The organism is Shewanella sp. SM69 (assembly GCF_025653985.1).
Lineage (GTDB): Bacteria > Pseudomonadota > Gammaproteobacteria > Enterobacterales > Shewanellaceae > Shewanella > Shewanella oncorhynchi.
In genome coordinates this window covers 56,931-82,458 of record NZ_JAKKRV010000021.1, presented here as the reverse complement: position 1 = coordinate 82,458, position 25,528 = coordinate 56,931, and the positions used below count along the sequence as shown (strand labels likewise).

Here is a 25,528-nt window from a genome sequence, read left to right as displayed (position 1 = left end):
ACGATAAGGCAAGGCTCAATTTTCGCGACAAAGGGCAGCAAGTCTTTGCGTCTAAGCATTTTCTTTTTGATTAACTTGCCCGCTTTATCGACGCCAACAGCATGAAAAACAGACTTTGCGATATCTAAACCGATTGTAGTAATCTTCATAGGTGGACCCGTCCTCTTTCTGATGAGTTTTAGCGACTACATCGTGGCCCATTGCGAGGCCGATTTAAAGTGGATGGGTCCATTCCATTATCCATGGCGATTGCGGCTATTTGCAGACCTAGTGGACTAAGTTAAAAATAGCCAACACGGCATAGAGTGCGTTAAAACCCGCCGGGACGGAGCGCTTAGGGCACTCCACTTCCGTGTTGCATCAATTCAGAAGGTGGCCGACATTCTGTCATTGATGCGCCTTGAATTGAAGCACCCTAAGCGCTCTGAAACTCGTATCTTCAGGTAGCTTGGGTATATTGCCCATTGGAAACGATGCGTTCTACGGTCACAGTGTCATTACCCGCCAGTTTTTCAAACACTTCGGCCGATAAATCTGTGGGTAATTTTGCAAAAAAGTTATCAAGCATTTTGTCTTTATTCCTCTGCTTTTATTAATGTGCCACTCTGATTAAACGGTATTTTGAGCAATCAAGCATTGAGAAACGAATCCATAAACCGCTATGATATGCGCACAGAAATACTCAGTTGCCATGAGTATCCCTCAGATAAGCCTATCGTTTTACATATGGATATGGAGATTTCCCCCAATGTCGTTGTTTCGCGCACTCAAAGCCAAGTTATTTCCCTCAAACCAAACTAGCCGCGATCCAAAAGACATTCATCTTCCAACTGAGTCACAAACACTCAGCCAAGAACAAGATTTAACGCAGGAGCCGTCAGTCGCTGCACCGCTATTCCAGCGTCATTTCAGCTTAAAAATCCATGCGACAAAGGCAGACGCGACTTCTTGCGAAGAAAATGCTGACCACGGCTTAACTCTCTATCACTACGATACTCCCCAAGTCATAGAACTCTTGGGCTGGGAAAACGCCAATGAATGCTGCGAATTCCACCATACCGAATTCGACCGCCTCGAAATCAGCAATCAATTCCCTTTCCCCGAGCAGCACTTTTGGCTCGACAAGGTAAAAGTGTGCAGTATCACCCCAAAAAAGAACAGCCAAATAAAGGCGTTGTGGCAAGTTGAGCTTAACAATCTCGATGCATTATTGATAAGCCACTTTACCCTCGATGCAGACAATATAGTGCAAGGCGATATTCAAGATTACGCCAGCCTAACAGGCCAACTGCACCGCATTTTTCACCAACTCAATACTGAAGAAGGTGCGGGTATACTTAGAATCATCACCCAAAGCCCAGGGCTTACCCAAGCCGTCGATTCAAACTATTTTGGCGAACGTAATGGCGTGACCCGCCAATTTAATGCCCTAGGAACCCTGTTATTTGAAGGCAACTTTATTCATGATCAGCAACTTGGAAGACAAACGTGGTATGACCATGAGGGCAAGATCAATCAAATAGAAGATCGCCATCCCCAAGGTCAATTTATTCAATACTTTTATGGCAATGGTCAGCTTAAAGAAACCGCCGAACTAGATAGCAATGGCTATTATATCAATACGTTAACTCGCTACTATGAATCTGGACAAATACAGCTGATCCGGCCCTTAGTGCAAGATGTTATCCACGGAATTGAAAAACAATATTACCCTGATGGTTCACTAGAAGCTGAAAGATATTACAACCAAGGCTATGAATATGAAGCCGTTTGGTATCATCCCAATGGAGCGATTAAACAAAAAGTGTTTAACGATGTGACGGGCAAAGTCATTGAAGAGTTTTACGACTCAGGTAAGCCTGCATGGCGTGAACCCTTCAATACCGAAGGCCAATTACATGGCGAACATGTAAAATGGTATCCCAATGGCCAAATTGAAGAAAAAATCTATTTTGAGGATGGCAAAGAACAAGGCATGGCCCTTTGGTATCATGACAATGGTCAACTCGCCCTTGAGATCTATCTTGAAAAGGGACTCAGGGAAGGTCTATTTAGAAGCTATTATAAAAGTGGCGTGCTTTCGGCCGAAGGCCAATATAAAAATAATCTCTCGGTAGCCCCTTTTATTGAATACCACGAAAACCAGCAAATTCAGATGTACTTACCGCACACACAGGGCAACCGTGATGGCACAGCTCGCTGGTTTTATGAAGATGGCACGATACGTACAATTTCTGAATATGAAGTTCGTGATGGCCAAGGCTACCTCAAAGAGTCCAGCTTTTATAATAACAAAGGGATCCTCGAATCCTATCAGAGTCACTCGAATACCCGCTGCGGCTATAATCTTGATAATAATCAAAGGGAATACTATCAAGAAGGTATTGCCGATACTCGCATCGAATACTATGAAGATGGCGCCATTCGCTGGTTACTCACCCGTACGCAAGGGGATTTATTTAGCTCTAAATCCTTGTCCCCTCAAGGTTTAATTTTAGAAACTGGCACAATCCAAATTACTAATGGTCGTTACCTCGATATCGGCCATTGGCAACGTTTTACGCCCCAAGGAAAAGTGTACCGCGAAGCCTGGCTAGATGAACAAGGCCAACTGATAGAAAGCCGTCACTACTTTGATTTTCATGAAAATATAGCAACTCAGGAAGATGAAGAACCTGAATGGGATAGCCCAGAAAATCCTAGTTATGACTATGATGAAGACGATGCTGATGGGCAAAGTAACGGACCAAATAACCGTACGGATGACAGCGAACATCATGCTAGCAATAGTAGAAATAACGCATATTTATCTCGTCAGAAGTATCACGCACCCAATGGCAATACCACGACAAAACAGCGAGAAGATAAAACAATAGCAGTAGATGTCGCCGCTCACACCGAAGAACCCATATTGGCTTATCACTTAAAATTTGATGATGAAAGCAAGCTTTATGCAATGAAACGCTATCATCCCAATCGCCAGATTGCCGAAGAAGGTAATTTACAAATTCAGGGACAGGAGCAATTCTGGGTCGGCATTCACAATCAATACGATGAGCAAGGCAAACTCAAGCTTTCCGAAACCTATACTATGGCGGGCGAACCGATAGAGCACTCCACTAGCACAAGTAGGATAGTGTTAAATTAATCAAGCAGATTTGAATCACACTCGATAGCGAGGATAGGTAAGCCCAGATAAAACTTGGCTTACCTTACTCACATTAACCGTCAGCTTGCGATAACAATTCCAAGCTTGATAGCACTAAATGAATCTAAGTCGCAGCACTAAAACTTAAGCCGGGGCCCTAAAACTAAAGTGCAAAAAAACTAAAGTGCAAAAGTGGCAATAGTCTTTTGAATACCCACGACATCCGTGCCACGCTTGAGTTCTTTGACTAAAGGTTCGCTCTGGCCTGAGATCCAAATTTTAAGCTCGGCATCCATATCAAAATGCCCTGTCGTTTCCACTTCAAAATGGGTAATGGATTTATAAGGTATTGAATGGTAAGTAACCTTCTTGCCTGTAAGTCCCTGCTTATCAATTAAGATCAGGCGTTTATTGGTGAAAATAAACAAATCACGGATCACTTTGTAGGCGAGTTTTAATTCTTCTTGAATGCCCATGATAGGCCTTAATTCCTCGGCTAATTCCTGTAAATCAACCTCAGCAGCATTACCGAGTAAACCGTCTAACAATCCCATTTTAACATCCCTTATTATTGATATTATTTTCAATAAGATATCTGCTCATTACCGCATGTGCAATATAAGGCTTTGATGAAAATATGAGAGTGACGCTGGTGAGAGCAACATCAATGAGAGGTAGGCCGTTGTAGGTGCGTGGATGTAGCTGAATAGGTGCTAGGAGCATTGCACTCGGGCAATGCTCCTAATGACAAATATTAAAGGTGCTTCTGGCCTCGCACTTGACGGTTTTCACCGACCACCATCATTTCGCATTTAGGGCAGTCGAATACCAACTTGAGCACATCATTGCCGATTTCAAGCACCATAGGATCGGCCTTGATCCCTGGCACTTCTTTCGGACACAGATTGAAGTTAAAGCGTAGGCAATGCTTAGTGATCATCAATGGCACATCTTCGGTAACGCCATTTTTCTCATAGGTATCTTGAATTTCAATCACGCCGTGGCGTTGATAAAAATCCTTGGCCTTTTCGTTGGCAACGTTGCCTAAGTAACTCAAATGCTTGACGGGATAGACTGCATCTTGATTATGCTTCCACGGCAGTGGACGCACATAGCCTTGCACACGGGCAGCCTCTAAGGCGGCCACACCATCACGGCGCAGACCATTTAACACTGATGCGGGCAAGAACCAAGCTTGGGCCGTATCGATACTGATGCTACGGGCAACAAAGTCGGTACTGCCTAGCTTACCCAGTTGAGTACGGGTATTTTGTAAGGTCTTATCGACATCAGTCGCAGGCGTCTTCTCGACCACTAAATTCACTGTGGCTGTAAGGCCATAGATATCCGTCAAGGTCAGCGCCAGTCCATCTTGGGTGTCGCTCAACCGTAAATCGACGCCGATAATCCGCTTAGAAGATTCTTTCGATAACAGGGCTTCGAAGGCTTGGTTATGGTTACGATATAAAGTCATGCCGACTTTTAAATCCTTTGGCACCTGCAATATATGCAGCTTTAAGCCTTCGGCGCGGTTAACTCGCAGGCCTTGCAGCTTGTCATCGGATTGTTTTGCCATGGCAAAATTCGCGGGGAAAAACGCTAAGCCATCGCCGTTATTAAACTCATGGGTTGAGCTCACTTGGATAAAATCTTTACCTATGCTAACCACTTTGCCGACTTCTTCACCTATATATTTTGGCGATCGAAAATCTTTAATCCCTTGGCTACGTTCATGAACAAAATAGTCTGTGCTGCCACGGTTAAAGGTCTTTTCAGGATCAGGGGTAAAACTATGTTCGCAGCGGCCGTGGGACGAAGCCTTAAACTCGGGACGACGCGCCATAATCGCATCTAGCTTTTGGCGATAATGCGCGGTGACGTTTTTAACGTAACTTAAATCTTTTAGGCGACCTTCAATCTTAAACGAGCGAATGCCCGCATCGATGAGCGCTTCGAGGTTTTCAGTTTGGTTATTGTCTTTTAAAGACAATAAGTGTTCATTCTGCGCTAATACATCCCCTTGACGTGTTTTAAGATTCCCCGGCAGGCGGCACATTTGCGAGCATTCACCGCGGTTAGCACTGCGGTTACTAAAGGAATGACTCAAGTTACACAAACCACTGTAAGCCACACACAAAGCACCGTGGATAAAGAATTCGAGTTGCATATTGGTATGCGCGGCGACATCACGGATTTGGCTTAAGCCCAATTCACGGGCGAGCACCACCTGAGAAAAACCAACTTGCTCTAAAAACGCCACTTTTTCTGGACTGCGGTTATCCATTTGGGTACTGGCATGCAGGGCAATCGGCGGCAAATTGAGCTGTAATACGCCCATGTCCTGCACAATCAGCGCGTCAGCTCCCGCTTCGTACAATTGCCAAATAAGTTTTTCGGCGTCGGCCAGTTCGTTATCCATCAAAATGGTATTGAGGGCGACGAATACCTGAGCATGGTATTGATGAGCATAAATACACAGGCGCGCGATATCTTCAACACTGTTACCCGCCGTTGCCCGCGCACCAAACGCAGGACCACCTATGTATACCGCATCGGCACCATGGCGTATGGCTTCGATACCGTAGTCAGCATTTTTTGCAGGCGCCAATAACTCAAGACGGTTATGGACGTGAGAAAGATTCTCGGGAGTGTATATCTCTGGCTGGCTCATGGCTTCACAGACTCAAAATGATCATTAACGAAAAGGACGGGAGTATAACAAAAACTCAAATACAGCTCTATCAGCAAATCATCAACTAATCCGCTTTACTTTTGTCAGCGAGGATAATGGCACAGCCGATCTTTGGGCCTCACACTTGCACCCTCAAGCCGAGCAGAGTATCTTTGCCCCGCATTGACGAATAGGCACTATTTATGACTGATTTTATTTACCAACCACCGACCACTCCTTGGCTCGATATTCTTTATCAAGATAAAGACATTATCGTCATCAACAAACCTTCAGGATTGTTGTCTGTGCCCGGTCGCGACCCCGCCCATTACGACAGTGTCTATGCCCGGGTAAAAGCAGAGCATCCACATTGCCAAATCGTCCATCGCCTCGATATGGCGACCTCAGGCGTGATAGTTGTCGCCCTTATTCGTAGCGCCGAGCGGGAATTAAAACGTCAGTTCCACGATAGAGAAACCAGTAAGACCTATTATGCAAGGGTCGCAGGCCATTTCAAAAATGACACTGGCAGCGTTGATTATCCACTGATCTGCGACTGGCCAAATCGCCCTAAACAGAAAGTCGATCATCTTGTTGGCAAACCGTCTTTGACTCACTACCAAGTAATGAGCCGCGCCAAACGCTCAACGCTGGTTAAACTGATGCCAATCACAGGCCGCTCACACCAATTACGGGTGCATATGATGGCGCTAGGACATCCGATTTTAGGCGATGGTTTTTATGCCGACTCACTGGCAAAATCCTTAGCGCCTCGACTATTACTACATGCAGCAGAGCTCACCATCAAACATCCCTACTCGGGTGTCAGTATGACTTTTAGCGCAAAAGTCCCTTTTTGTGAGCCTTTGGGCGAACAATGATCACTAAAATCAAATAATACGGGCAAAATAGGTAGCAATTCCCCATAAAAAAACGTAACTTTATGACAATTCACTACGTTATAGAGAGTTTATTTATGGATACCGCATTTCAGCGCGATCAACTCGATAATCATATCCTCGAAGCCCTAATGCAGGATGCCCGCACACCCTTTGCCGAACTCGCTAAACGCTTTAGCGTGAGCGCCGGCACTATCCATGTTCGGGTAGAAAAAATGAAGCAAGCGGGGATCATTACAGGTGCGCAGATCACGGTAAACCCTAAAGCCCTAGGTTATGACGTTTGCTGTTTTATCGGTATCAACCTTAAAAGTGCTGGCGATTACCCCGCAGCTATCGCCAAACTCAACGCTCTCGAAGAAGTCGTCGAAGCCTATTACACCACAGGCAACTACAGTATTTTCGTCAAGGTCATGTGCCAATCCATCGACGGCTTGCAACACGTGCTCATCAATCGCATCCAATCTATCGATGAAATCCAGTCGACGGAAACCTTGATCAGCCTACAAAACCCAATCGTCAGAGCGGTTAAACCTTAAACAGGAAAAACAGCAAACACCTACAAACAACATAACAAATACCAAAGTGTGATTAACATCTTTTTTACCGCAAAAGTGTTAACCATACGATACTTTTGTGTTACAACTTCATTGCTACCGCCAAAGAGCGCAGCAGAAACTATAACAATTCAGCTACAGGCACGTTTAATAAAGTGCTGAAAGCATTAATTGACAAGGAAGAAGTTGTGAAGACAAAACTATCGATCGCTATCTCCGCTGCACTACTCTCAAGCGCAGCTATTGCTAACAGTGAATTTACATTTAAACCTTACTCTCCAGAAATAAGCGCGCATGATAAATATACTAAACCGCAAACATCAGCCACTAACCTCGATGCTCCACAACGTTTTATTGTTGAGATGGAATCTCCTGCACTAGCTAAGTATAGAGGCGGCATCGGCAACTTCGCAGCAACAGCTTTAAATTCGAAAAAAGAAAAACTAGATATTCAATCTACTAATGTCAAAAGCTATTCAAGTCACCTAGCTAAAGAGCAAAACGCTTTTGCTAGCAATTTAGCTAAAATTGCGCCAAATGCAAAAGTGGAACGTCATTTCCAAACACTTTTTAACGGTATAACAGTTGTTGGCCAAGGACTAAGTGTTGAAAAAATAGCCAAAATGCCTGGAGTGAAAGCAGTATACCCAGAGGCTATATATGAAACTAACATGGATGCATCACACCAAGTGATTAATACCCCAGCTATGTGGGAAGCCGTTTCCGGCATGGCTAATGCGGGCAAAGGAATGAAAGTTGCTATTATTGATGGCGGCATTCGTCCGGAAAACCCCATGTTTACCGATGCAGGCTTCACAGCACCCAGCGGTAGTCGACCATCGGATGACTACTGCTCGACTGTCGATGCTTCATTCTGTAACAACAAGCTGATCGTTGCGCGTTGGTCACAGCCAACATCACCTGTGTGTCCTAATGAATACATGAGTCCACTTAGCTATGGTGGTCACGGAACTCACGTTGCAGGTACCGCTGTCGGTAACAAAATATCAACTACTTATAAAGATATTCCCGTTCAACTATCTGGTGTAGCACCAGCAGCTTACCTTATGGTCTACAAGGCTCTTTACAGTAAGCCTGATTGCACAGGCGGAACCGGCTCTAACATCATGTTAATGGAAGCCTTAGAGCATGCTGTTAATGATGGTGCAGATGTAATCAACAACTCATGGGGGGGGAGTGCTGGTAGTGATCCAGCTAGCAGCCCATACAAAACCATGTTTGAAGCTGCAGAAGCTGCGGGGGTTGTTGTAGTTAGCGCTGCCGGTAACGATGGTAATGGTCCTCAAACTATCGGCTGCCCTGCTTGTATTGAATCAGGAATAACTGTTGCTAACACTACAACAGGGCGTTTTTTCGCTAATAGCTTTAATACCGGTGGTGATGATTTACTTGCTATCCCAAGTTCTGATGCAGTGCTTTCAGAAGATATTACCGCTCCAGTGATTGCGGCCGTTAATTTAGATGCTGAAAATGCCAATGGTTGTGATGCCTTTGCTGCGGATTCGTTCAAAGATGGCATTGCATTGATTTCTCGCGGAACATGTAACTTCTCATTAAAAGCCACAAACGCAAAAGCTGCAGGCGCTAAAGCCCTTGTAGTTTATAACAATGCGGCAGGTGCACCAACGACTATGTCTATGCCTGGTGAACCATTCCCTGCTGTCATGATTACGAAAGATGCAGGTTTAGCCGTAATTGAAGCCATGGGAGATGCTGCAACAACAGGTACGATAGTTGCAAAAACTAAACGCATCATGGTTTCTGAACTTGCTGATAACCTAAATAGCACCAGTTCACGCGGTCCTGATGGCAACCAAAATATTCTTAAACCGGATATTGCAGCACCTGGTACCAACATTCTGTCAGCTTTTTCTCCTGATGATGGTGGTGAAGACTTTAATATGATCTCTGGCACCAGTATGGCAAGCCCGCACGTAGCAGGTGCTGCAGCTATGATGCGTCAATTACATCCAGATTGGTCTGCAAACGATATTAAAACTGCTTTAACATCAACAGCTAAATTTGATGATATTTTAGATGATGATGCAACAACACCAGCCACACCATTTGGTATGGGTGCTGGACGCATGGATTTAGATGCTGCAGCCAAAGCTATATTAACGTTCGACAAACCATCAATCGCATCAGACTCTTGTGTTGGTCCATGTACTTTCACTCGAACGGTATATAACAAGAGTAATGCAAAAACATCTTGGAACTTATCAACTTCATCCGATAGTACAGGTATAACAGTATCACCTTCTAGCTTAGAACTTGCCGCAGGAGCCTCTGCCACGTTTACTGTAACCGTTGACTCAACTTTCGCAGAATATGGTGAGTGGATTTTTGGTAATGTAATGATAAGCAGCACCGAAGGACTGCAGGATGCTCACTTACCTTTGGCTGTGTTAGCTAAAGAGTCAAGTGATGCCTCACTGATTTCGACTATGAGCAAGAAAACCGAACTTAACGCAACCGATGCGATTCCAATATCAGTTGTGATAAACAATAACTCATTTGACAGTACAGTGACTATTACAGCGCAAGCACCAGAAGGCACGAAACTAACATCGAAAGATGATGTAAAAGTTAGCTTAGCTGGCGCGACGCAAAATGGTTTACAAATCAACGAAGATATAGGCAACATTACTTGGGTTGGGTCACTTAATCTTCCTAAAATGACGACAACTAAGGGCTCAGCTGGTTTCCCAAGCATAGTGAGTCTAGGGGTCAAACCAATTACTTGTCCAGAAGGTTGTGATGAACAAGCGTTCACCTTTACTGTGCCTAGCTTTAAATACAATGGGGTTAGCTATTCCAGCATCACTATGTCTGACAATGGTCTAGCGATTGTTGGAGGTGGAAGTGCAAGTGGTACATTTGCGAACAAAAAGCTACCTGATGGCAGCAACCCAAATAACATTTTAGCGCCCTTCTGGTCAGATTTTGATTTATCAGATAAATCTGCTGGCGATACTGGCGGTGGTGACTTAGCCGTTGGTGTATTCACAGATGATGATGGAGTTAAATGGTTAGCTTTAGAGTGGAATAAAGGCCAACTCTATGGTGATACATCAAATACACCTTATACGTTTAGCATTTGGATTAAAACAGGTGATACTGAAGAGGTTGTATTCAATTACATAAATATTCCAAATATGCCTTCAAACGTCACTATCGGCGCTGAAAATATAGGCGGAACAATTGGAACAACTTACCACTTTAATGGTGAAGGTGATTCGGTTGTAACAGGTAATACATTGACGCTGAAAAACACAACGGCAGGTAATGTTACTATCGACTATCTGGCTAAAGCGACAGAATTCTCCTTTGGCACTGGCGATATGGCAGAGGCTACAGAAGAAACCTCAATAGAAATTGATTTGCTCGCAAATGATATCAATCCAGATCAAAAAGTTGCTCGCGCATCAATCACAGGCAATGGCATAACCGCCAGTGCACAGCGTGTTTTGGATATTGCTCCTGTAGGTACATTGTCTAAAGCAACTGTAGTAGACGCACCTGCCAATGGTGCTGTCACTATCAGTGAAGCTGGCATTGCGACTTATCAGCCTAAGAAAGACTTCTTTGGCACCGATAGCTTCACTTACAGCGTCGAAGATGCCGATGGCAACGTATCAAAAGCGACTAAAGTGACTGTGACAGTTGCTAATGTCAATGATGCACCAACTGTCGCCCCAACAGGAGAAACCTTGCCTACAGGCCAAAAAATCACCGTCATGTCAAATGCTAAAGATGTCGATGGCGATGCACTCACCTATATTTGGACACAGACATCAGGTCCTACAGTGACTTTTGATCCTGCAGCAAAAAATATTAGCTTTACCCCAAAAGAGCAGGGAACCTATACATTTACTGTTATTGCGAATGATGGCACATTAAACAGTAATACTGGTGAAGTGACTGCGGTTGCTGCACCAAATAAAAATACAGACAATGGAGGAGGTTCACTCGGTTGGCTAACCGCCTTATTGTTACCACTGGCGGCAATGCGTCGTCGTATGAAGTAACGAGTTGTTGACACTAAAAAGGGAGCCTTAATGGCTCTCTTTTTCTATTACGCTCTAAAGAAATATGTCTAGGAACGTAGGCCTATTCCGCGCGAGACTAAGTAATACGCTAAGGTCCAAAGTGCGACACAGAAACCGATCATAATGGCGATGGATAATGGCACGCTGATATCGGCAAAGCCTAAAAAGCCGTAGCGGAACACGTTGATCATATAGACCACAGGATTGAGTGCCGACACGCCTTGCCAAAATGGGGGCAAGAGTGACAGGGAGTAAAATACGCCGCCAAGGTAAGTTAATGGGGTAAGCACAAAGGTGGGGATGATACTGATGTCGTCGAAACTTTTAGCAAAAACAGCGTTAATTAAGCCACCCAATGAGAATAGCACTGAGGTTAAAAATACCGTCATCACCACTAAACCTGCGTGATGTAAGCTAATGTCGACAAAGAACATGGCCACTAATGTCACTATCAGGCCAACACATAAACCGCGCGCCACGCCGCCGCCTACGTAGCCAGCAATCAGCACATAATGGGGCACAGGAGCCACCATCAGCTCTTCTAAATTACGTTGAAACTTGGCACTGTAAAATGAGCTAGCAACATTCGAGTAAGAGTTAGTGATCACCGACATCATGATCAAACCAGGGGCGATAAACTCCATATAAGATACGCCGCCCATTTCTCCAATCCGGCTGCCGACTAAGTTACCAAAAATCAAAAAATACAAGGTCATGGTAATCGCTGGCGGGACTAAGGTCTGGATCCAAATTCGCGTAAAACGATTGATCTCTTTACTTAAAATACTTTTAAAGGCAATAAAGTAGAGCTGATTCATGCGGAGGCTCCCTGAGTTTTCTTCACGAGTTCGACGAAGAGTTCTTCTAACCGATTAGACTTGTTACGCATCGATAGCACTTCAATATTAGCTGCGCTCAATTGGCTAAAGACATCGTTAAGATTATGCTCTTTCGCTACATCCACCTCTAAGGTATGAGAGTCGGTTAAGCGACAAGCCATGCCATCGAGCACGGGAGCCATTTCAGTATCGCGACGAAGATCGAGAATAAAAGTCTCCATATTCAGCTTACTCAGCAACGCCTTCATGCTAGTGCATTCCACTAAAATACCTTTATCGATAATGCCGATATTACGGCAAAGCATTTCCGCTTCTTCAAGGTAATGAGTGGTCAGGATGATCGTCACACCCTGCTGGTTTATTTGTTTGAGAAACTCCCACATAGAGCGGCGCAGTTCAATATCCACACCTGCGGTAGGTTCATCTAAAATCAATAATTTAGGTTCGTGCATCAGGGCGCGGGCGATCATTAACCGTCGCTTCATGCCGCCAGATAATTCCCGCGAAGGGCTATTGCGCTTTTCCCACAGATCCAGTTGGCTTAAGTATTTTTTGGCACGCTCAAGGGCGATAGGTTTTGGCACACCATAGTAACCCGCTTGATTCACCACAATTTGCAGCACGGTTTCGAACTGGTTGAAGTTAAACTCTTGTGGTACTAAACCAATGCAGAGTTTGGCGTGTTCTAGCTGCTTATCAATATCATAATCAAAGACTTTGACCGTACCTGAGCTCTTCTGCACTAAGGAGCTAATAATACCAATCGTGGTGGATTTACCCGCACCATTGGGGCCGAGCAAGGCAAAGAAATCCCCTTGATTGACGGTAAGGCTGATGCCTTTGACCGCTTCGACGCCGCCTTTATAGGTTTTTTTAAGCCCTTCGAGTACCAGAGCATGGGTAATATTCGCCATATTTGTACCGATCCTTACACATTAGAAAGTAATAAGATGGTGCTAAAAAACACAATTACAATGATGGGTTGCAGAACTAAAGCAAAAAATTAGCTAATTGATTGAAAAGAAAAAATTTAATGATTCAATCATTAATGCTTTTTATATTGCCGCAAAAAGCAAAACTCCCGCCTGTTGCGGGAGTTTTAAACTGTATCGGACACTTAATCGAGTGGTACGACTTTGGCGATATAAGGTAGATTGCGATACTGCTCAGCATAATCAATACCATAACCTACGATAAACTCATCAGGGATAGTAAAACCGATAAAATCGACCTTCACATCCACTTCACGACGCTCAGGTTTATCCAACAGGGTGCACAGTGCAAGACTCTTAGGCTCCCGCAGTAACAACATCTCGCGCACTTTGCTTAAGGTGTTACCTGAGTCAATCAAGTCTTCCACGATCAATACATCGCGACCGGCGATATCTGATTGCACATCTTTCAGCACTTTCACATCCCGTGAGCTGGTCATAGTATTGCCATAACTGGAAACCGACATAAAATCGATTTCAACATGGCCTTTGATGCGGCGACATAGGTCAGCCATAAAGACCACTGAGCCTTTTAACAAGCCTACCATCAGCAGACGTTCACTGTGGGCATAATGGGCATTGATTAGCTCGGCCATTTGATCCAATTTCTGGCTTATCTCTTCAGCAGAGATCATCACTTCGGTGGTGTGTTTCATATAAGTCTCAATTGTCGAGGTCGCGGTTAGACTGTTTGTCATAACCCCAGCGACTCGTTAATGCATGGTCAACGCCCAAATGATCGAGAATTCGAGCGACCATGAAGTCTACCAGATCTTCTACCGATTTGGGATTGTGATAAAAGCCGGGTGCAGCGGGCATAATGGTCGCGCCGAGGCGAGAAAGGCTTAACATATGCTCTAAGTGTATGGCACTAAAAGGAGTTTCCCTAAGTACTAGGATAAGTTGGCCGCGCTCTTTAATCACCACATCGGCGGCGCGTTCGAGTAAATTATTACTCATTCCGGTAGCAACTGCCGCTAACGTCCCCGTAGAGCAAGGACAAATCACCATTTGTTTAGGTGCAGCGCTACCCGATGCAGGCGGTGAAAACCACTCATCTTTGCCTAATACCACTAACTCGCCAGCAATAATCACGCCTTTTTCGTGCAGCAAAGCCAACAGCTGGGCATGGGCTTTGTCACTGTTGGCGCTTAACTGTAAGCCGTGTTCCGTCGCCAATACCACTCGAGCTGCACTGGAGATCATCAAAAACACTTGATATCCCGATACCAACAGACACTCGAGTAACTTAAGCCCATAGGGAGCACCAGAGGCGCCCGTCCAAGCTAAGCTAATCGCCTTAGTCGACTTTGCGTAGGCCATCTTAGCTAACCTGCTCTACAGTTGAAGCCTGTTCTAATGCGGCCAGCAGCTTCTTATGTAACCCACCAAAACCACCGTTACTCATCACCACTATGGTGTCGCCTGCTTTGGCGGTTGCTGCGACTTTCGCGACCACATCATCAATTTGATGTAACACAGTCACAGGGATCACCGCCGCTTCCATGGCTTCTTTCATATTCCAGTCGATGGTATCAGCTTGATATAAAAAGGCTTCGTCGGCTTGCATCATAGAAAAAGCTAAAGTGTCTTTATGGACACCGCTCTTCATGGTATTTGAGCGCGGCTCGAGTACCACAGTAATTTTGCTCTGCCCAACCTTAGCCCGCATACCTTTTAACGTGGTCGCAATGGCCGTCGGATGGTGGGCAAAATCGTCATATACGCTCACACCGTTAACGGTTCCGAGTAATTCGAGTCGACGCTTAGGTGGCATAAACTTAGCTAAAGCTTCAATTGCAGCACTCGGCTTAACGCCAACGTGACGCGCGGCAGCAATGGCCATCATGGCGTTTTCAATATTGTGCTGACCAATCAAATCCCATTCGAGAATACCTTGAGACTCGCCATCAAAAAACACTTCAAAGCGATGGCAATCATCACTTAACGCTTTGCCATACCAACCGCTGGTCGATTCGGCTAAATGGTAGGTTTCTTGCTCACTCCAACACCCCATATCAATCGTTTGCTTAACGGCATGGGAATCGGCGGGCCAAATGATCTTGCCTTCACCAGGAACGGTGCGAATTAAGTGGTTAAACTGTTTTTGAATCGCAGCCAGATCAGCAAAAATATCGGCATGATCGAACTCAAGATTGTTGATCACTAAGGTACGCGGATGATAATGCACGAATTTCGAACGTTTATCGAAGAAGGCACTGTCGTATTCGTCGGCCTCAACGACAAAGAAAGCGGTCTTGCCTAAACGTGCCGACACACCAAAGTTTTGCGGTACGCCACCGATTAAGAACCCAGGCTCATAACCACAATCATCTAAAATCCAGGCTAACATGCTAGAAGTCGAGGTTTTACCGTGAGTGCCAGACACTGCCAGCACCCAACGCTCAGGCAAAATATGATCGGCTAAAAACTGCGGGCCAGAGGTATAAGGGATGCCAATGTTCAACACGGCTTCCACACAAGGATTACCCCGGCTCATGGCATTACCAATGACAACTAAGTCAGGATAGTGCCCTGCTTCACCCAGCTGGCTAGGATCAAAACCTTGAATAAGCTCAATGCCTTGGTCCTCTAGTTGCGTGCTCATTGGAGGATAGACATTGGCATCCGAGCCCGTCACTCTGTGCCCTTTGGCCCTAGCCAATAACGCTAGACCACCCATGAAGGTTCCACAAATTCCTAAAATATGTACGTGCATACCGCTCGCTCTGATGTGTTGAATTCACCGCCATTCTAATCCATCGGGAGACAGATTGGCAGGTAACAATCGGTGAAAAGCACTGCAATCACAAATGACAGTTTTTAAATCCGTGGATTTCACATTCAAGTTGCAGAACTGAGATTTTTAGATAACAGGTCAACTAACACAAGGCCGAAAACTGTCGCAATGGAGGTCCTAACGTAAGTCACGGTAGAGCTGAGCGTGCTGGCTACGGTGGCGACTAAATAAGAATTGACGTAACGCTTCACGCTCTTCGGTTTCGGCCTGAAACTTAACGAAAGCCAGACCTTTCTCGCTACGAATAGGCTCGATATCGACGCGCATAGTCTCGCCATTGGGCAATTGTAATTGCAAGTCTTTACTGCCTAACAATTGTTTAAATTGCTGCTGTGATTTAGCACGAATGGCCATGCCAGAACTAGATAGCGAGGCAACAGACCATTGCTCACCTTGATCGTGGTCGAATATCCACACATCATCGGCTTGAGTTAACCGCCAACTGCGCTCCACTCCCGAGGCATCTAGCACTTCAGGTACACCTAAAGTGGGTTGAAACTGACCAAAGTCATCCACTTTCATCAGTAGCGGAAACCAGAGTTTATAGGGTCCGACTTCGGCCAATAGAGTGAGTTTTGCCTTACCGAGAATCGAGGCGATAACTTGCGGTACTTCAGTTGTGACTGTGAGCACGTGATTGACTAGGGGATCGTTAGTCAAGGCTGTGCCCACACGAGTCGGCGAAAAAAGTTCGCTAAAACAAGCAAGCTCCTCCGCGGATAATCGAGGTTCATCCATCATGATAAGTCCTCCCGAGTTAAACTCCTTACCCCAAAAAGTACCACCAAAGTATGGGATTGTACATTTTTACACCAAAACAGTGGCAAAAAACGGAATATATGCTAGCAAGGCTAAATTCAAGACTCTATTAGCCATTTGCGCTATTTAACTTGGAAAATGCAGTGGATTGTTATTCCTCGCTTTTTAAACTGCTGGAAGGTGGAGCAAACAAGATACGCAGTCGTTGTTTAACACTCAAGCCTGTCGCTGTGACCTCTGCAAACATGTCTCGCCATTCACTAAAAGTCACTTTAAAGGGATTAAAACTATTCACTGGCTTAGTGATGCCGTAAATCACAGTCTCTACCTCGGGCTCAAAAGTGCCAAACAGCTTGTCCCAAATAATCAGCACACCCGCATAGTTTTTATCTATATATTGGGGATTACGACCGTGGTGCACCCTGTGATGTGATGGAGTATTGAAGACCCATTCCAGCGGTCCGAGTGATTTAATCGCTTGGGTATGCACAAAAAATTGCAATCCCAGATTGAGTAATACCACAAACACCACCCAGTTTGGATCGAAACCTATGACCACCAGCGGTAACCAAAATACCCACATGCCTGCAAAGGGATACATTAAACTCTGACGAAACGCAGTGCTAAAATTCATATTCTCAGAGCTATGATGCACCACGTGAGCCGCCCACATCCAGCGGACTCTGTGGCTCGCCCTGTGGAACCAGTAATAACAAAAGTCCTGCGCGACCATCAAGGCAATAAAGCTCAATGGGCCCATTTCAATATCGAATAACTTCCAACCAAAAATCGCCAAATACAGCTTAGCGATCAGCAAACCAGTGAGCAGATCGGCACCTTGGTGCATGGCCGCGAGGCTGAAATTACACAGCACTTCTTGGCCGCGATAACGTGCACTTAACGGTAGCTTTTGTCTTTTATCGCCAAAGTACCATTCCAGCAAAATACACACGAAAAACAAAGGTGCAAGCACCAGCAGTAACAATTCTGGGTGCTGGATCAGCGAGGCGATATCCATATAAGATCATCCTGTTCTATTTTTATTTTATGATTATTTTTATTGTTACTTTTATAAAAACTCTGACTACATTCTATAAACCGCATTCAACGCCACAACGCAGGCAGCTGCGATCCGTTAGTCGCCGTTAGCTACCAGCGAGCATAGTGATCTTCGGCGAGTCCCAGAACATTATTTAACTGGTAACTGTGCCCTTGATTATCGGTAATCGTGCCACTGAAATGACCGATGAATTGGCGGAAATTACTCTTAAGCAAGAGCAAATTACGCTTTTCACTGCGACAATTGCGCGCCGCAAACTGCAAATCCACTTGGCCATTTTGACTGTAGACTCGCCAAACCTCGGCGCCGAGCGTGGCATGGCGATCAAACTCAAATTGCACTGGCCCGAGTAAATGACGCTCGCCATTAATCCAAAAGACATTTTCAGTAGCCCCAGTTTCATTAACACCCGCCGCTAAATTAAGCCCCATAATGCCCTCATGGATCCGCGCGTTAATTGACGCCCAGCGCCAACTGGTATCACGGCGCATGTAACCCGCTGAAAAGTCATAGCCTGCTAAAGCTTGATTCAGCGGCTGCGGCTCATGACCCACAGTCAAACTACCTTTAACGGTCAAACCATTATGCTTTTGTGTGTAAGTCCAGCCGTTGTATCCAGTAGGACTACACATAGCCATAGGCAAACTTAAGGGGGCTGAGTGTAAAGTCACATCGGCTTGAATATTTTTAGTATCAATCACTAACCGCCAACCGCCCTCTACAATCTCAAAGCTTAACTGCGCCCCTTTACGGCCAATACTACTTCGGCCCTCGGCTGGCGATGGTGTCATCTGATAGCCAAACCTCAAAGGTTTTAACCAATCAAGCTGGGTGAGTGTGTTGGTTTTTATGTCGTATAAATAACAAAAAGCACTGCCGACGTAGGCAATATCGGCAAGCGCGATGCCTAGGACATAACGCGGCGTGACCAAAGAGACAAACTGAAATTGTTTATAATCGAAATGCTTAGCCCACGCTGAAGCAGGTTTATCCATAGTATCGAAATAGGCAAAGTCCGCTAAACCTAAGGTTTTGACTATGCCATCGAAATGACCGAAATGGGGTAACCCCTTCGGATTGATCAGGTTATCTGGGGCGATTTGCGTTGCTATCGTTAACATGACTAAGCCTTACAAAAAAGACGCGGGAGCATCTATGCTCTCTCATTCTAAACATCGAATTTTTACTCTAACCTGTCCCCCATTGCATTAAAAGAGTGCAAGGACAAAATGTTGTCATTTTGTTGCCAGCCAGTATTCGGTTTAATGTTTTAAATTCCTTGTTTGTAAAACGATTAAAGCGCCTAAAGGCGCTTTAATCGTTGGATAAGGAAAGATTAGAATCGGTAGCTAATACCAAAGTTGATCCCCTGTAATTCAAGCTCTTTCATCGGGATATATTGGTATTCCAAATTCAAACCGAATCCTGACTTAAATCGATATTGCCAGCCTGCAGCGCCATAAAAACCGACATCATCCGAGTCCATATCTTGTTTATCTATCTCATAGCTGACTTGAGTGTAAGCAGCGCCTAATTTGGCATACAGGCTGTTACCACGAGACAAAGCATACTCACCGTAAGCGGCGGTTCTAACACCTTGGTAACGTAAATCTTTTATCTCACTGATGACGCTAACAAGCGCACTCGCCACCCCACCTGAACCCGCTAAATAACCCGCCTCAAACCCAAAATGCTCGTTGAGCATATAGCGGTAATATAAGTCGCTGGTTAAGGTGTCACCCGCATCATATTTACCGTTCTTAGTTTCAAATTCTTGGGTACCGTAACCTAAACTACCACCCAGTATATGGGCAGAATCGCCCGCGAGCGCATTGGAGCTCATCATGCCTGACGCCAGCATCAGGCCAACAAATAACGAAGTGAATGATATTTTTTCCATATTTAACCTGCCTTCCATGCCTTGTAACTATGCGAATAAATGATGTGAATGCACAGAAAACACGGATGTGAATAATGAGCACAAGATATTAGCAATAAAAGCTGTACCTCAACTGAATCACGCTGTTCTGTGGCATCAAAAGTGATTTCTGGTATGCTGTAGCCACTTTTACTTGTACGAGAGATCCCATGAAACGGCTATTACTGACCTTGACTTTCCCCCTGCTCTTCGCGGGCTGTGCCAGCCAAAATCCGACTCATATGGCTTTCAGCCCTCAAGTGCCCAATATCAGCCAACAAACGGCGCAACTTGTACCTATCGCTCTTGAAACGGTAGATACACGCACAGTCGATTATGTTGCTCGTTTTATTGAAGAAGGGACAAAAACACGTTTAGTTGGCCCGAGCGAACCGCCTAAACTGTTACTTGATGAAGTATTCCGCGCAGGTTTTGCTCAAGCAGGCTACCAAATCGACCCAAGCGCAACTAATTCAGTGCAAATTCAATTAGAAGAATTGCAAATGGATATCACTAAAAAGACCTTTGGCTATGAGGCAAAACACAGTGTGTTAATCGCAGTTCAAGCCAAAAACTCCACCCAAGAGCTGGTTAAACGCTATAAAGCCAAAGGCACTTTAAAAGGTCCTTTAACGCCCGATTTTGCAACCTTAGAACTGGATATGAACAAATTGCTCGGCCAACTTACCGGCGAGATTCTAAACGATCCTGAGCTTAATCAGTTTCTACAAAAATAACAGCGTCAGTTTATTATAAGGAAATCAATATGCTCCGTTGGATATCAGCCCTCTTACTCATCTTTATGAGTCATCATAGCCTCGCACTCGACATTCAGGCCGATACCTTGTATCCCAGAGTCGAATTTGATACTAGCTTAGGCAAAATCGTGGTCGAGCTAGATAGAACTCGTGCACCAATCACTGTCGATAACTTTTTAACTCATGTCGTTAAAGGCGAATACGACAACACAATATTTCACCGCGTGATCAGTGACTTTGTGGTGCAAGGCGGCGGACTCACCCCCAAGTATGAAGAGCTCCCCGAGGGTAAGCCGATAGTCAACGAATCAGGAAATGGCCTAACAAATAGCATTGGCACTATCGCCATGGCACGTGAAAACGAGCCGCACTCAGCCACTCGTCAGTTCTACTTTAACGTAGCCGACAACACTAAACTCGATCCCTCTAAACGTCGTTGGGGTTATGCCGTATTTGGTGAAGTGATTGAAGGTAAAACCGTCCTCGAAGCTATGGCTGTCGTTGAGACAGGAACTAACACTAAGCTCAATTGGCCCGATGTTCCTGTTACCCCTATCATATTGAAAAAAGCCAAATTATTACCAAAACAGTAATCAAAATATAATTTCGAGCAAAAGCGCTAATTTTGCATCTATACTGTGATAGTAAACAGAAAGGAGGCAAACGATGACGGCAACTGAGTTCATCGATAATAAAGCGCCCCAACTCGCCTTCTATGGAAAAGCGTTTTTGAGTGAAGAACTCGACTTCCATGAAGTGCAACTTTACTTATGGGACACGTTAGAAGAATGGCAGCAACTGAATTCGACTGGCGAAGCGCAAACTGAAACTGAAAAAGTGTTTTGGCACTTGCTCCACAGCTTTAACAGGTGGCCTGACTGTGTGATCCGCGGTAATCAATATCTGCGTAAGCAAGTAAATGATTGCTGTGACTACCTGAGTTTAGGAGGCCGAGTGCCGCAGGGATGCATCGGGATAAGACCTTAAGTTCAGCATTCCTATCGATAAAAAATGGCCCTGTAATAGGGCCTTTTTTATTTCGTAAACCAATTCCTCGTGTGTACATTATTACGCTCTCCTTACTATCAAGATCTATGCTAGCGATAAAGATAAGCGGTAAACTTTTAGCTACAAGCAGTTAACTCTTGAGCCATATTCAACCATCTTATAGTGCTAAACGGGACTCCAAAGTAAAAGGAATACCATTAGCCCTTGAACCCTATGGCACCTTACCCGTAAGCTAAGCGGATTAAACACTTAGACTCATGCCTATGTCCGCAACAGGTTTTATTCAACGTACACTCGATGCCCTCAGTGTCTATTATCACAAGCGGGTTTTGATCCTGTTATTACTGGGTTTTTCTGCTGGTCTACCATTAATGCTGGTATTTTCAACGTTATCCTTTTGGTTGCGTGAAGCTGGTGTTGATCGCACTTCAATCGGTTATTTCAGCTGGATAGCCTTAGCCTATGCGTTTAAATGGGCTTGGTCACCCTTAGTCGATCGGCTTTCATTGCCGCTGCTAACTCGATTTCTAGGCCGCCGCCGTAGCTGGATGCTGTTCGCTCAGTTGTTATTGGTTGGTGCCATCTTAGGCATGTCTTTTAGTGACCCTCTCAAAGATCTCGAGCGCTTGGCACTGTTCGCATTAATGGTCGCCTTTGCCTCAGCCACTCAAGATATTGTTATTGATGCCTTTCGGATTGAATCAGCCCCAGAAAAGATGCAAGCCGCACTAGCAGCGGCCTATCAAGTGGGTTATCGCAGCGCCATGATTATCGCCACCGCAGGTGCTCTCACGATAGCGGCTTGGGTTGAACCCGGTAACACGGCATACAACTTAGTGGCATGGCAAACTTCTTACCTGATTATGGCAGGATTGATGTCTGTTGGGATTTTGACCACGCTTTTTAGCCGCGAACCCGAAGTCGATACCCGCGCCGCCGATGCCACTGAATTAGTGCTAAAACAACGCTTAAGTGCACGTTATCCTAGAATTATCGCAGCGGGCATATCTTGGGTATATACGGCCAGTATTTTACCCTTTATCGACTTTTTCAAACGCTATGGCCGCAGCGCTATCCTTATCTTATTACTGATTTCTTGCTACCGGATCTCGGATATTGTGATGGGGATTATGGCGAACGTCTTTTATGTGGACATGGGATTCACTAAGGAAGAAATTGCCTATTTGAGTAAAATCTATGGCCTGATCATGACCTTAGTCGGCGCAGCCTTCGGCGGTGTTTTGTTAGCCCGCTTCGGAACTATGAAAATCCTTTTCCTCGGTGCCTTACTGGTTGCCGTAACCAATCTGCTATTCGCATGGCAGGCAGTGATTGGCTACAACGTGCCCTTTTTAACCTTTGCTATTTCCGTGGATAACTTCAGCGCTGGGATAGCCACGGCGGCATTTATAGCCTATCTCTCGAGTCTCACTAGCAACGGCTACAGTGCAACGCAATATGCCTTACTGTCTTCGATTATGTTGCTTTTCCCTAAATTTATCGCGGGCTTCTCGGGCGCTTATGTCGACGCATTTGGTTATGTGAACTTCTTTGTCGCCGCCAGTGTTATTGGCTTTCCGGTGTTGTTTTTGGTTGTCTTAGTCAACAAGTATGCGCCGCATCCAAGCACATCATTAATGGATGATTCATCAAAAAGTGCACCAACAAAATCGGATTAAGGTCTCATAGCACTTATGTCATCAATATAAAAAAGCCCTCACACCTTAGTGTGAGGGCTTTTACATTTAAAGACGAAATGGCAAACGCGATACTGCATCACGTTAAACCAATTCTGCTCGATTAATCTTTAAAGTTATCAAATTGGAAAGGCTGGCCTAACTCAGACTCACGTGCCAACACCATGACAGCTTGTAAATCGTCACGTTTTTTACCTGTAACTCGTACTTTCTCGCCCTGAATAGACGCTTGCACTTTAAGTTTGCTGTCTTTAATTAGCTTGACCAGTTTTTTAGCAATTAAGGTTTCTATACCTTCTTTAAACTTCACTTTTAGGGAGAAGGTTTTACCGCTGTGGATGGCTTTCTCATCGACTTCCATCGAAGACGGATCCACATTACGTTTGCTCAGTTGCATACGTAAAATGTCCACTAATTGTTGGCATTGGAAGTCATCTTCAGCGGTTAACGTGACCACATGGTCCTTATATTCCACGTCAGCCGTTTTACCGCGAAAATCGAAACGTGTCGCCAGCTCACGCTTAGTATTATCAACCGCATTACGCAGTTCAACTTCATTCACTTCTGACACAATATCCATTGAAGGCATAGTTTTTATGTCCCATATCAAATTAATATGCAGCTAGTTTACCCACACACAGGCCTAAGTTGAAGGTAAAGCCTAGAATAAAAGCGTAATCATGGGTGACTTTAGCCACACATTTTCCTATCATTGCCCCACTCTAAGCTAATACAAACATATTTGTGATAACTAAAAACACCCTATTTAAGCTGGCTTTAGCCGTAGCCTTTGTCGTGATCAGTTATCTGGTATTTTCCAGACCAACCTATTCGCAAAGTATTCCGAATATCGACAAGGTAGGCCATCTTGGGAGCTTTTTTTGCCTCTCCTATCTCACCTATCTTGCTTTCAAACCTAAGTGGTATTGGTTATCTCTCACACTGGCAAGCTACGCCATTTTAATTGAGTTAGTGCAATCACGTTTGCCCTACCGTAGCGCTTCTGTGGGTGACGTTATTGCCGACTTTTCGGGTATTGCACTGTTTTACTTTTGCAATTGGGCCTATGGCAAATACTTCCGCGCAGCGCAATTGCGAGAAGATTAACTCAGGCGCTTCAAACTGGTACTGATGACCGATACCTTAAGGCTACACATATGACTCATGCTGTGAACATAAATCGCGTGGTGGATATTGCGATTTTAGGTGCTGGTGCCGTTGGGCAGCTTATTTGCCACCAACTGACTACAGCGGGCATGGGTGTTGGTCTTATCGGCCGCGATTCAATTGCATCTATACAGCAGACACTTAGCGTCACTCCATTAACGCCGGCCAATGATAATCAACAGAAAACACACGCACTCCAGTATTCTGTGCCTATCTTAGCGGCCAATGCGCTCGATAATATCCGCCTCGTGATTGTCTGCGTCAAAGCCTATCAAGTGCTCGATGCACTTTTGCCCTTACTTAACCAACTGCCCAGACAATGCCACATTTTGTTATTACACAATGGCATGGGACCTCATTTAGCCCTAGCGCCGCTAATTGATTCGCAAGCTGATGACAGAGGGCTAAGCCTAGGGACAACTTCCCAAGGGGTGTTACGTCAAGCCAGTTGGCAAATTAGGCAAACGGGACAAGGGCTAACTCAATTTGGGCATTTTGCAGGTACAGAGCTCACTGAGCATTATCGCAATGCTTTACTGACGGCTATCACCAACAGTGAATGGGTGGATGCCATTGTGCCTTGTCTATGGCAGAAACTCGCCGTTAATGCCGCAATTAATCCGCTTACAGCACTATATCAATGTCCTAATGGCACACTCGCCGAGCCAGATTTTAGTGACATGATTAAAGGCATTCTCGACGAGTTAGTCACGGTTGCCACACTCGAGGGCGTGCCTCTCGATAAACAATTGTTACACGACAGGGTCTATCAGGTGATCCGACTCACTGCGGGGAATTTCTCATCGATGCACCAAGATATTGCACACCAAAGACGAACTGAGATAGACCAAATTAATGGTTATATCTGTGAGCGTGCACGAGCGCACGGTTTAAGTGCGCCAGTTAATGCTGACCTCTGGGCGCGCGTCAAACAGCTAGAAGCTTAAGCAAGAAAAATCACATAATAAAACTAAATATAACATTATGTTTAATTTATATAATTTTTAATTTTTTGCTAAATCCCCACTTTTTATTTACCGCATTAAAACGCGAATTACCCTAGCGCCATACTCACTCGGCTTTTGCTGCACTCATGCTAGTCAAGCAAATTTACCTTGCACCAACAATACGCACCAAATCAGGGCAGATTAACTTTGCTTTGCACTGTTTTGCACCAAAATT

General features: G+C 44.9%; 23 protein-coding genes and 1 pseudogene. 10 read left to right on the top strand and 14 right to left on the bottom strand.

What is annotated here, in order from left to right:
- Positions 1–149, bottom strand: a pseudogene (locus tag L5M37_RS21285) (IS110 family transposase); the annotation flags it as partial.
- A 290-nt stretch (positions 150–439) separates the two neighbouring features.
- Positions 440–568, bottom strand: coding sequence for a cupin (locus L5M37_RS21280; protein WP_263201786.1), 129 nt, complete (start codon positions 566–568; stop codon positions 440–442).
- 180 nt (positions 569–748) lie between these two features.
- Between L5M37_RS21280 and L5M37_RS21275 the strand changes: the two genes are divergently transcribed.
- Positions 749–3,148, top strand: a complete 2,400-nt coding sequence (locus L5M37_RS21275; RefSeq protein WP_263201785.1) for a toxin-antitoxin system YwqK family antitoxin — start codon at positions 749–751, stop codon at positions 3,146–3,148.
- A gap of 179 nt (positions 3,149–3,327) precedes the next feature.
- Here L5M37_RS21275 and L5M37_RS21270 read toward each other — a convergent pair whose 3' ends face one another.
- Complete coding sequence (locus tag L5M37_RS21270; RefSeq protein WP_105250128.1) at positions 3,328–3,702, bottom strand: PH domain-containing protein; 375 nt, start codon at positions 3,700–3,702, stop codon at positions 3,328–3,330.
- 200 nt (positions 3,703–3,902) lie between these two features.
- The gene (locus L5M37_RS21265) at positions 3,903–5,819 is read right to left on the bottom strand and encodes a peptidase U32 family protein (RefSeq protein ID WP_263201784.1); all 1,917 of its coding nucleotides are present in this window, start codon (positions 5,817–5,819) and stop codon (positions 3,903–3,905) included.
- Positions 5,820–6,022: 203 nt separating this feature from the next.
- Between L5M37_RS21265 and rluA the strand changes: the two genes are divergently transcribed.
- From rluA to L5M37_RS21250, 3 genes are all read left to right on the top strand, one after another.
- Entirely contained in the window at positions 6,023–6,700 is a 678-nt protein-coding gene (gene rluA / locus L5M37_RS21260; protein ID WP_105250130.1) for a bifunctional tRNA pseudouridine(32) synthase/23S rRNA pseudouridine(746) synthase RluA, read from the top strand.
- A 95-nt stretch (positions 6,701–6,795) separates the two neighbouring features.
- Positions 6,796–7,257, top strand: coding sequence for a transcriptional regulator AsnC (gene asnC / locus L5M37_RS21255; RefSeq protein WP_006080290.1), 462 nt, complete (start codon positions 6,796–6,798; stop codon positions 7,255–7,257).
- Between the two features lie 206 nt (positions 7,258–7,463).
- Positions 7,464–11,327 carry a S8 family serine peptidase gene (locus L5M37_RS21250; protein ID WP_173248686.1) on the top strand — a complete coding sequence of 1,288 codons (3,864 nt, stop codon included), beginning with the start codon at positions 7,464–7,466 and terminating at the stop codon, positions 11,325–11,327.
- A gap of 68 nt (positions 11,328–11,395) precedes the next feature.
- Here L5M37_RS21250 and L5M37_RS21245 read toward each other — a convergent pair whose 3' ends face one another.
- The 9 genes from L5M37_RS21245 to L5M37_RS21205 all read right to left on the bottom strand — a co-directional run bounded on the left by L5M37_RS21245 (position 11,396) and on the right by L5M37_RS21205 (position 19,659).
- Positions 11,396–12,166, bottom strand: coding sequence for an ABC transporter permease (locus L5M37_RS21245; protein ID WP_006080287.1), 771 nt, complete (start codon positions 12,164–12,166; stop codon positions 11,396–11,398).
- The gene (locus L5M37_RS21240) at positions 12,163–13,101 is read right to left on the bottom strand and encodes an ABC transporter ATP-binding protein (protein ID WP_173497293.1); all 939 of its coding nucleotides are present in this window, start codon (positions 13,099–13,101) and stop codon (positions 12,163–12,165) included. Before L5M37_RS21240 ends, L5M37_RS21245 begins: the two co-directional genes overlap by 4 nt.
- Positions 13,102–13,304: 203 nt before the next feature.
- Positions 13,305–13,835: a hypoxanthine phosphoribosyltransferase gene (hpt, locus tag L5M37_RS21235; protein WP_028761726.1), complete on the bottom strand. Its 531-nt coding sequence runs from the start codon at positions 13,833–13,835 to the stop codon at positions 13,305–13,307.
- 7 nt (positions 13,836–13,842) lie between these two features.
- Complete coding sequence (locus L5M37_RS21230; protein WP_173246676.1) at positions 13,843–14,502, bottom strand: flavin prenyltransferase UbiX; 660 nt, start codon at positions 14,500–14,502, stop codon at positions 13,843–13,845.
- A 1-nt stretch (position 14,503) separates the two neighbouring features.
- On the bottom strand, positions 14,504–15,898 hold the full coding sequence (gene mpl, locus L5M37_RS21225; RefSeq protein ID WP_173246679.1) for a UDP-N-acetylmuramate:L-alanyl-gamma-D-glutamyl-meso-diaminopimelate ligase: 1,395 nt from the start codon (positions 15,896–15,898) through the stop codon (positions 14,504–14,506).
- A gap of 198 nt (positions 15,899–16,096) precedes the next feature.
- A complete protein-coding gene (locus L5M37_RS21220) occupies positions 16,097–16,720 on the bottom strand; it encodes a hypothetical protein (protein ID WP_006080282.1) in 624 nt (207 codons plus the stop codon).
- Positions 16,721–16,889: 169 nt separating this feature from the next.
- Positions 16,890–17,756 carry a sterol desaturase family protein gene (locus L5M37_RS21215; RefSeq protein WP_131523721.1) on the bottom strand — a complete coding sequence of 289 codons (867 nt, stop codon included), beginning with the start codon at positions 17,754–17,756 and terminating at the stop codon, positions 16,890–16,892.
- Positions 17,757–17,887: 131 nt separating this feature from the next.
- Entirely contained in the window at positions 17,888–18,919 is a 1,032-nt protein-coding gene (locus tag L5M37_RS21210; protein WP_105250134.1) for a DUF2804 domain-containing protein, read from the bottom strand.
- Positions 18,920–19,134: 215 nt separating this feature from the next.
- Entirely contained in the window at positions 19,135–19,659 is a 525-nt protein-coding gene (locus L5M37_RS21205; protein ID WP_372833719.1) for a porin family protein, read from the bottom strand.
- Positions 19,660–19,886: 227 nt separating this feature from the next.
- On the opposite strand from L5M37_RS21205, the gene L5M37_RS21200 reads away from it, so the two are divergent.
- The 4 genes from L5M37_RS21200 (at position 19,887) to L5M37_RS21185 (ending at position 23,161) form a co-directional block, all read left to right on the top strand.
- Positions 19,887–20,453, top strand: coding sequence for a YajG family lipoprotein (locus L5M37_RS21200; protein WP_105250136.1), 567 nt, complete (start codon positions 19,887–19,889; stop codon positions 20,451–20,453).
- 29 nt (positions 20,454–20,482) lie between these two features.
- On the top strand, positions 20,483–21,067 hold the full coding sequence (locus tag L5M37_RS21195; RefSeq protein WP_263201783.1) for a peptidylprolyl isomerase: 585 nt from the start codon (positions 20,483–20,485) through the stop codon (positions 21,065–21,067).
- 73 nt (positions 21,068–21,140) lie between these two features.
- Entirely contained in the window at positions 21,141–21,461 is a 321-nt protein-coding gene (locus L5M37_RS21190) for a hypothetical protein (protein WP_028761869.1), read from the top strand.
- Between the two features lie 284 nt (positions 21,462–21,745).
- On the top strand, positions 21,746–23,161 hold the full coding sequence (locus L5M37_RS21185) for an AmpG family muropeptide MFS transporter (protein ID WP_219250383.1): 1,416 nt from the start codon (positions 21,746–21,748) through the stop codon (positions 23,159–23,161).
- Between the two features lie 121 nt (positions 23,162–23,282).
- On the opposite strand, the gene L5M37_RS21180 is transcribed toward L5M37_RS21185, so the two are convergent.
- On the bottom strand, positions 23,283–23,768 hold the full coding sequence (locus L5M37_RS21180; RefSeq protein WP_263201782.1) for a YajQ family cyclic di-GMP-binding protein: 486 nt from the start codon (positions 23,766–23,768) through the stop codon (positions 23,283–23,285).
- 155 nt (positions 23,769–23,923) lie between these two features.
- Between L5M37_RS21180 and L5M37_RS21175 the strand changes: the two genes are divergently transcribed.
- Both L5M37_RS21175 and L5M37_RS21170 read left to right on the top strand, forming a co-directional pair.
- The gene (locus tag L5M37_RS21175; protein WP_105250138.1) at positions 23,924–24,286 is read left to right on the top strand and encodes a VanZ family protein; all 363 of its coding nucleotides are present in this window, start codon (positions 23,924–23,926) and stop codon (positions 24,284–24,286) included.
- Positions 24,287–24,336: 50 nt separating this feature from the next.
- Entirely contained in the window at positions 24,337–25,293 is a 957-nt protein-coding gene (locus L5M37_RS21170) for a ketopantoate reductase family protein (protein ID WP_263201781.1), read from the top strand.
- Positions 25,294–25,528 lie beyond the last annotated feature (235 nt).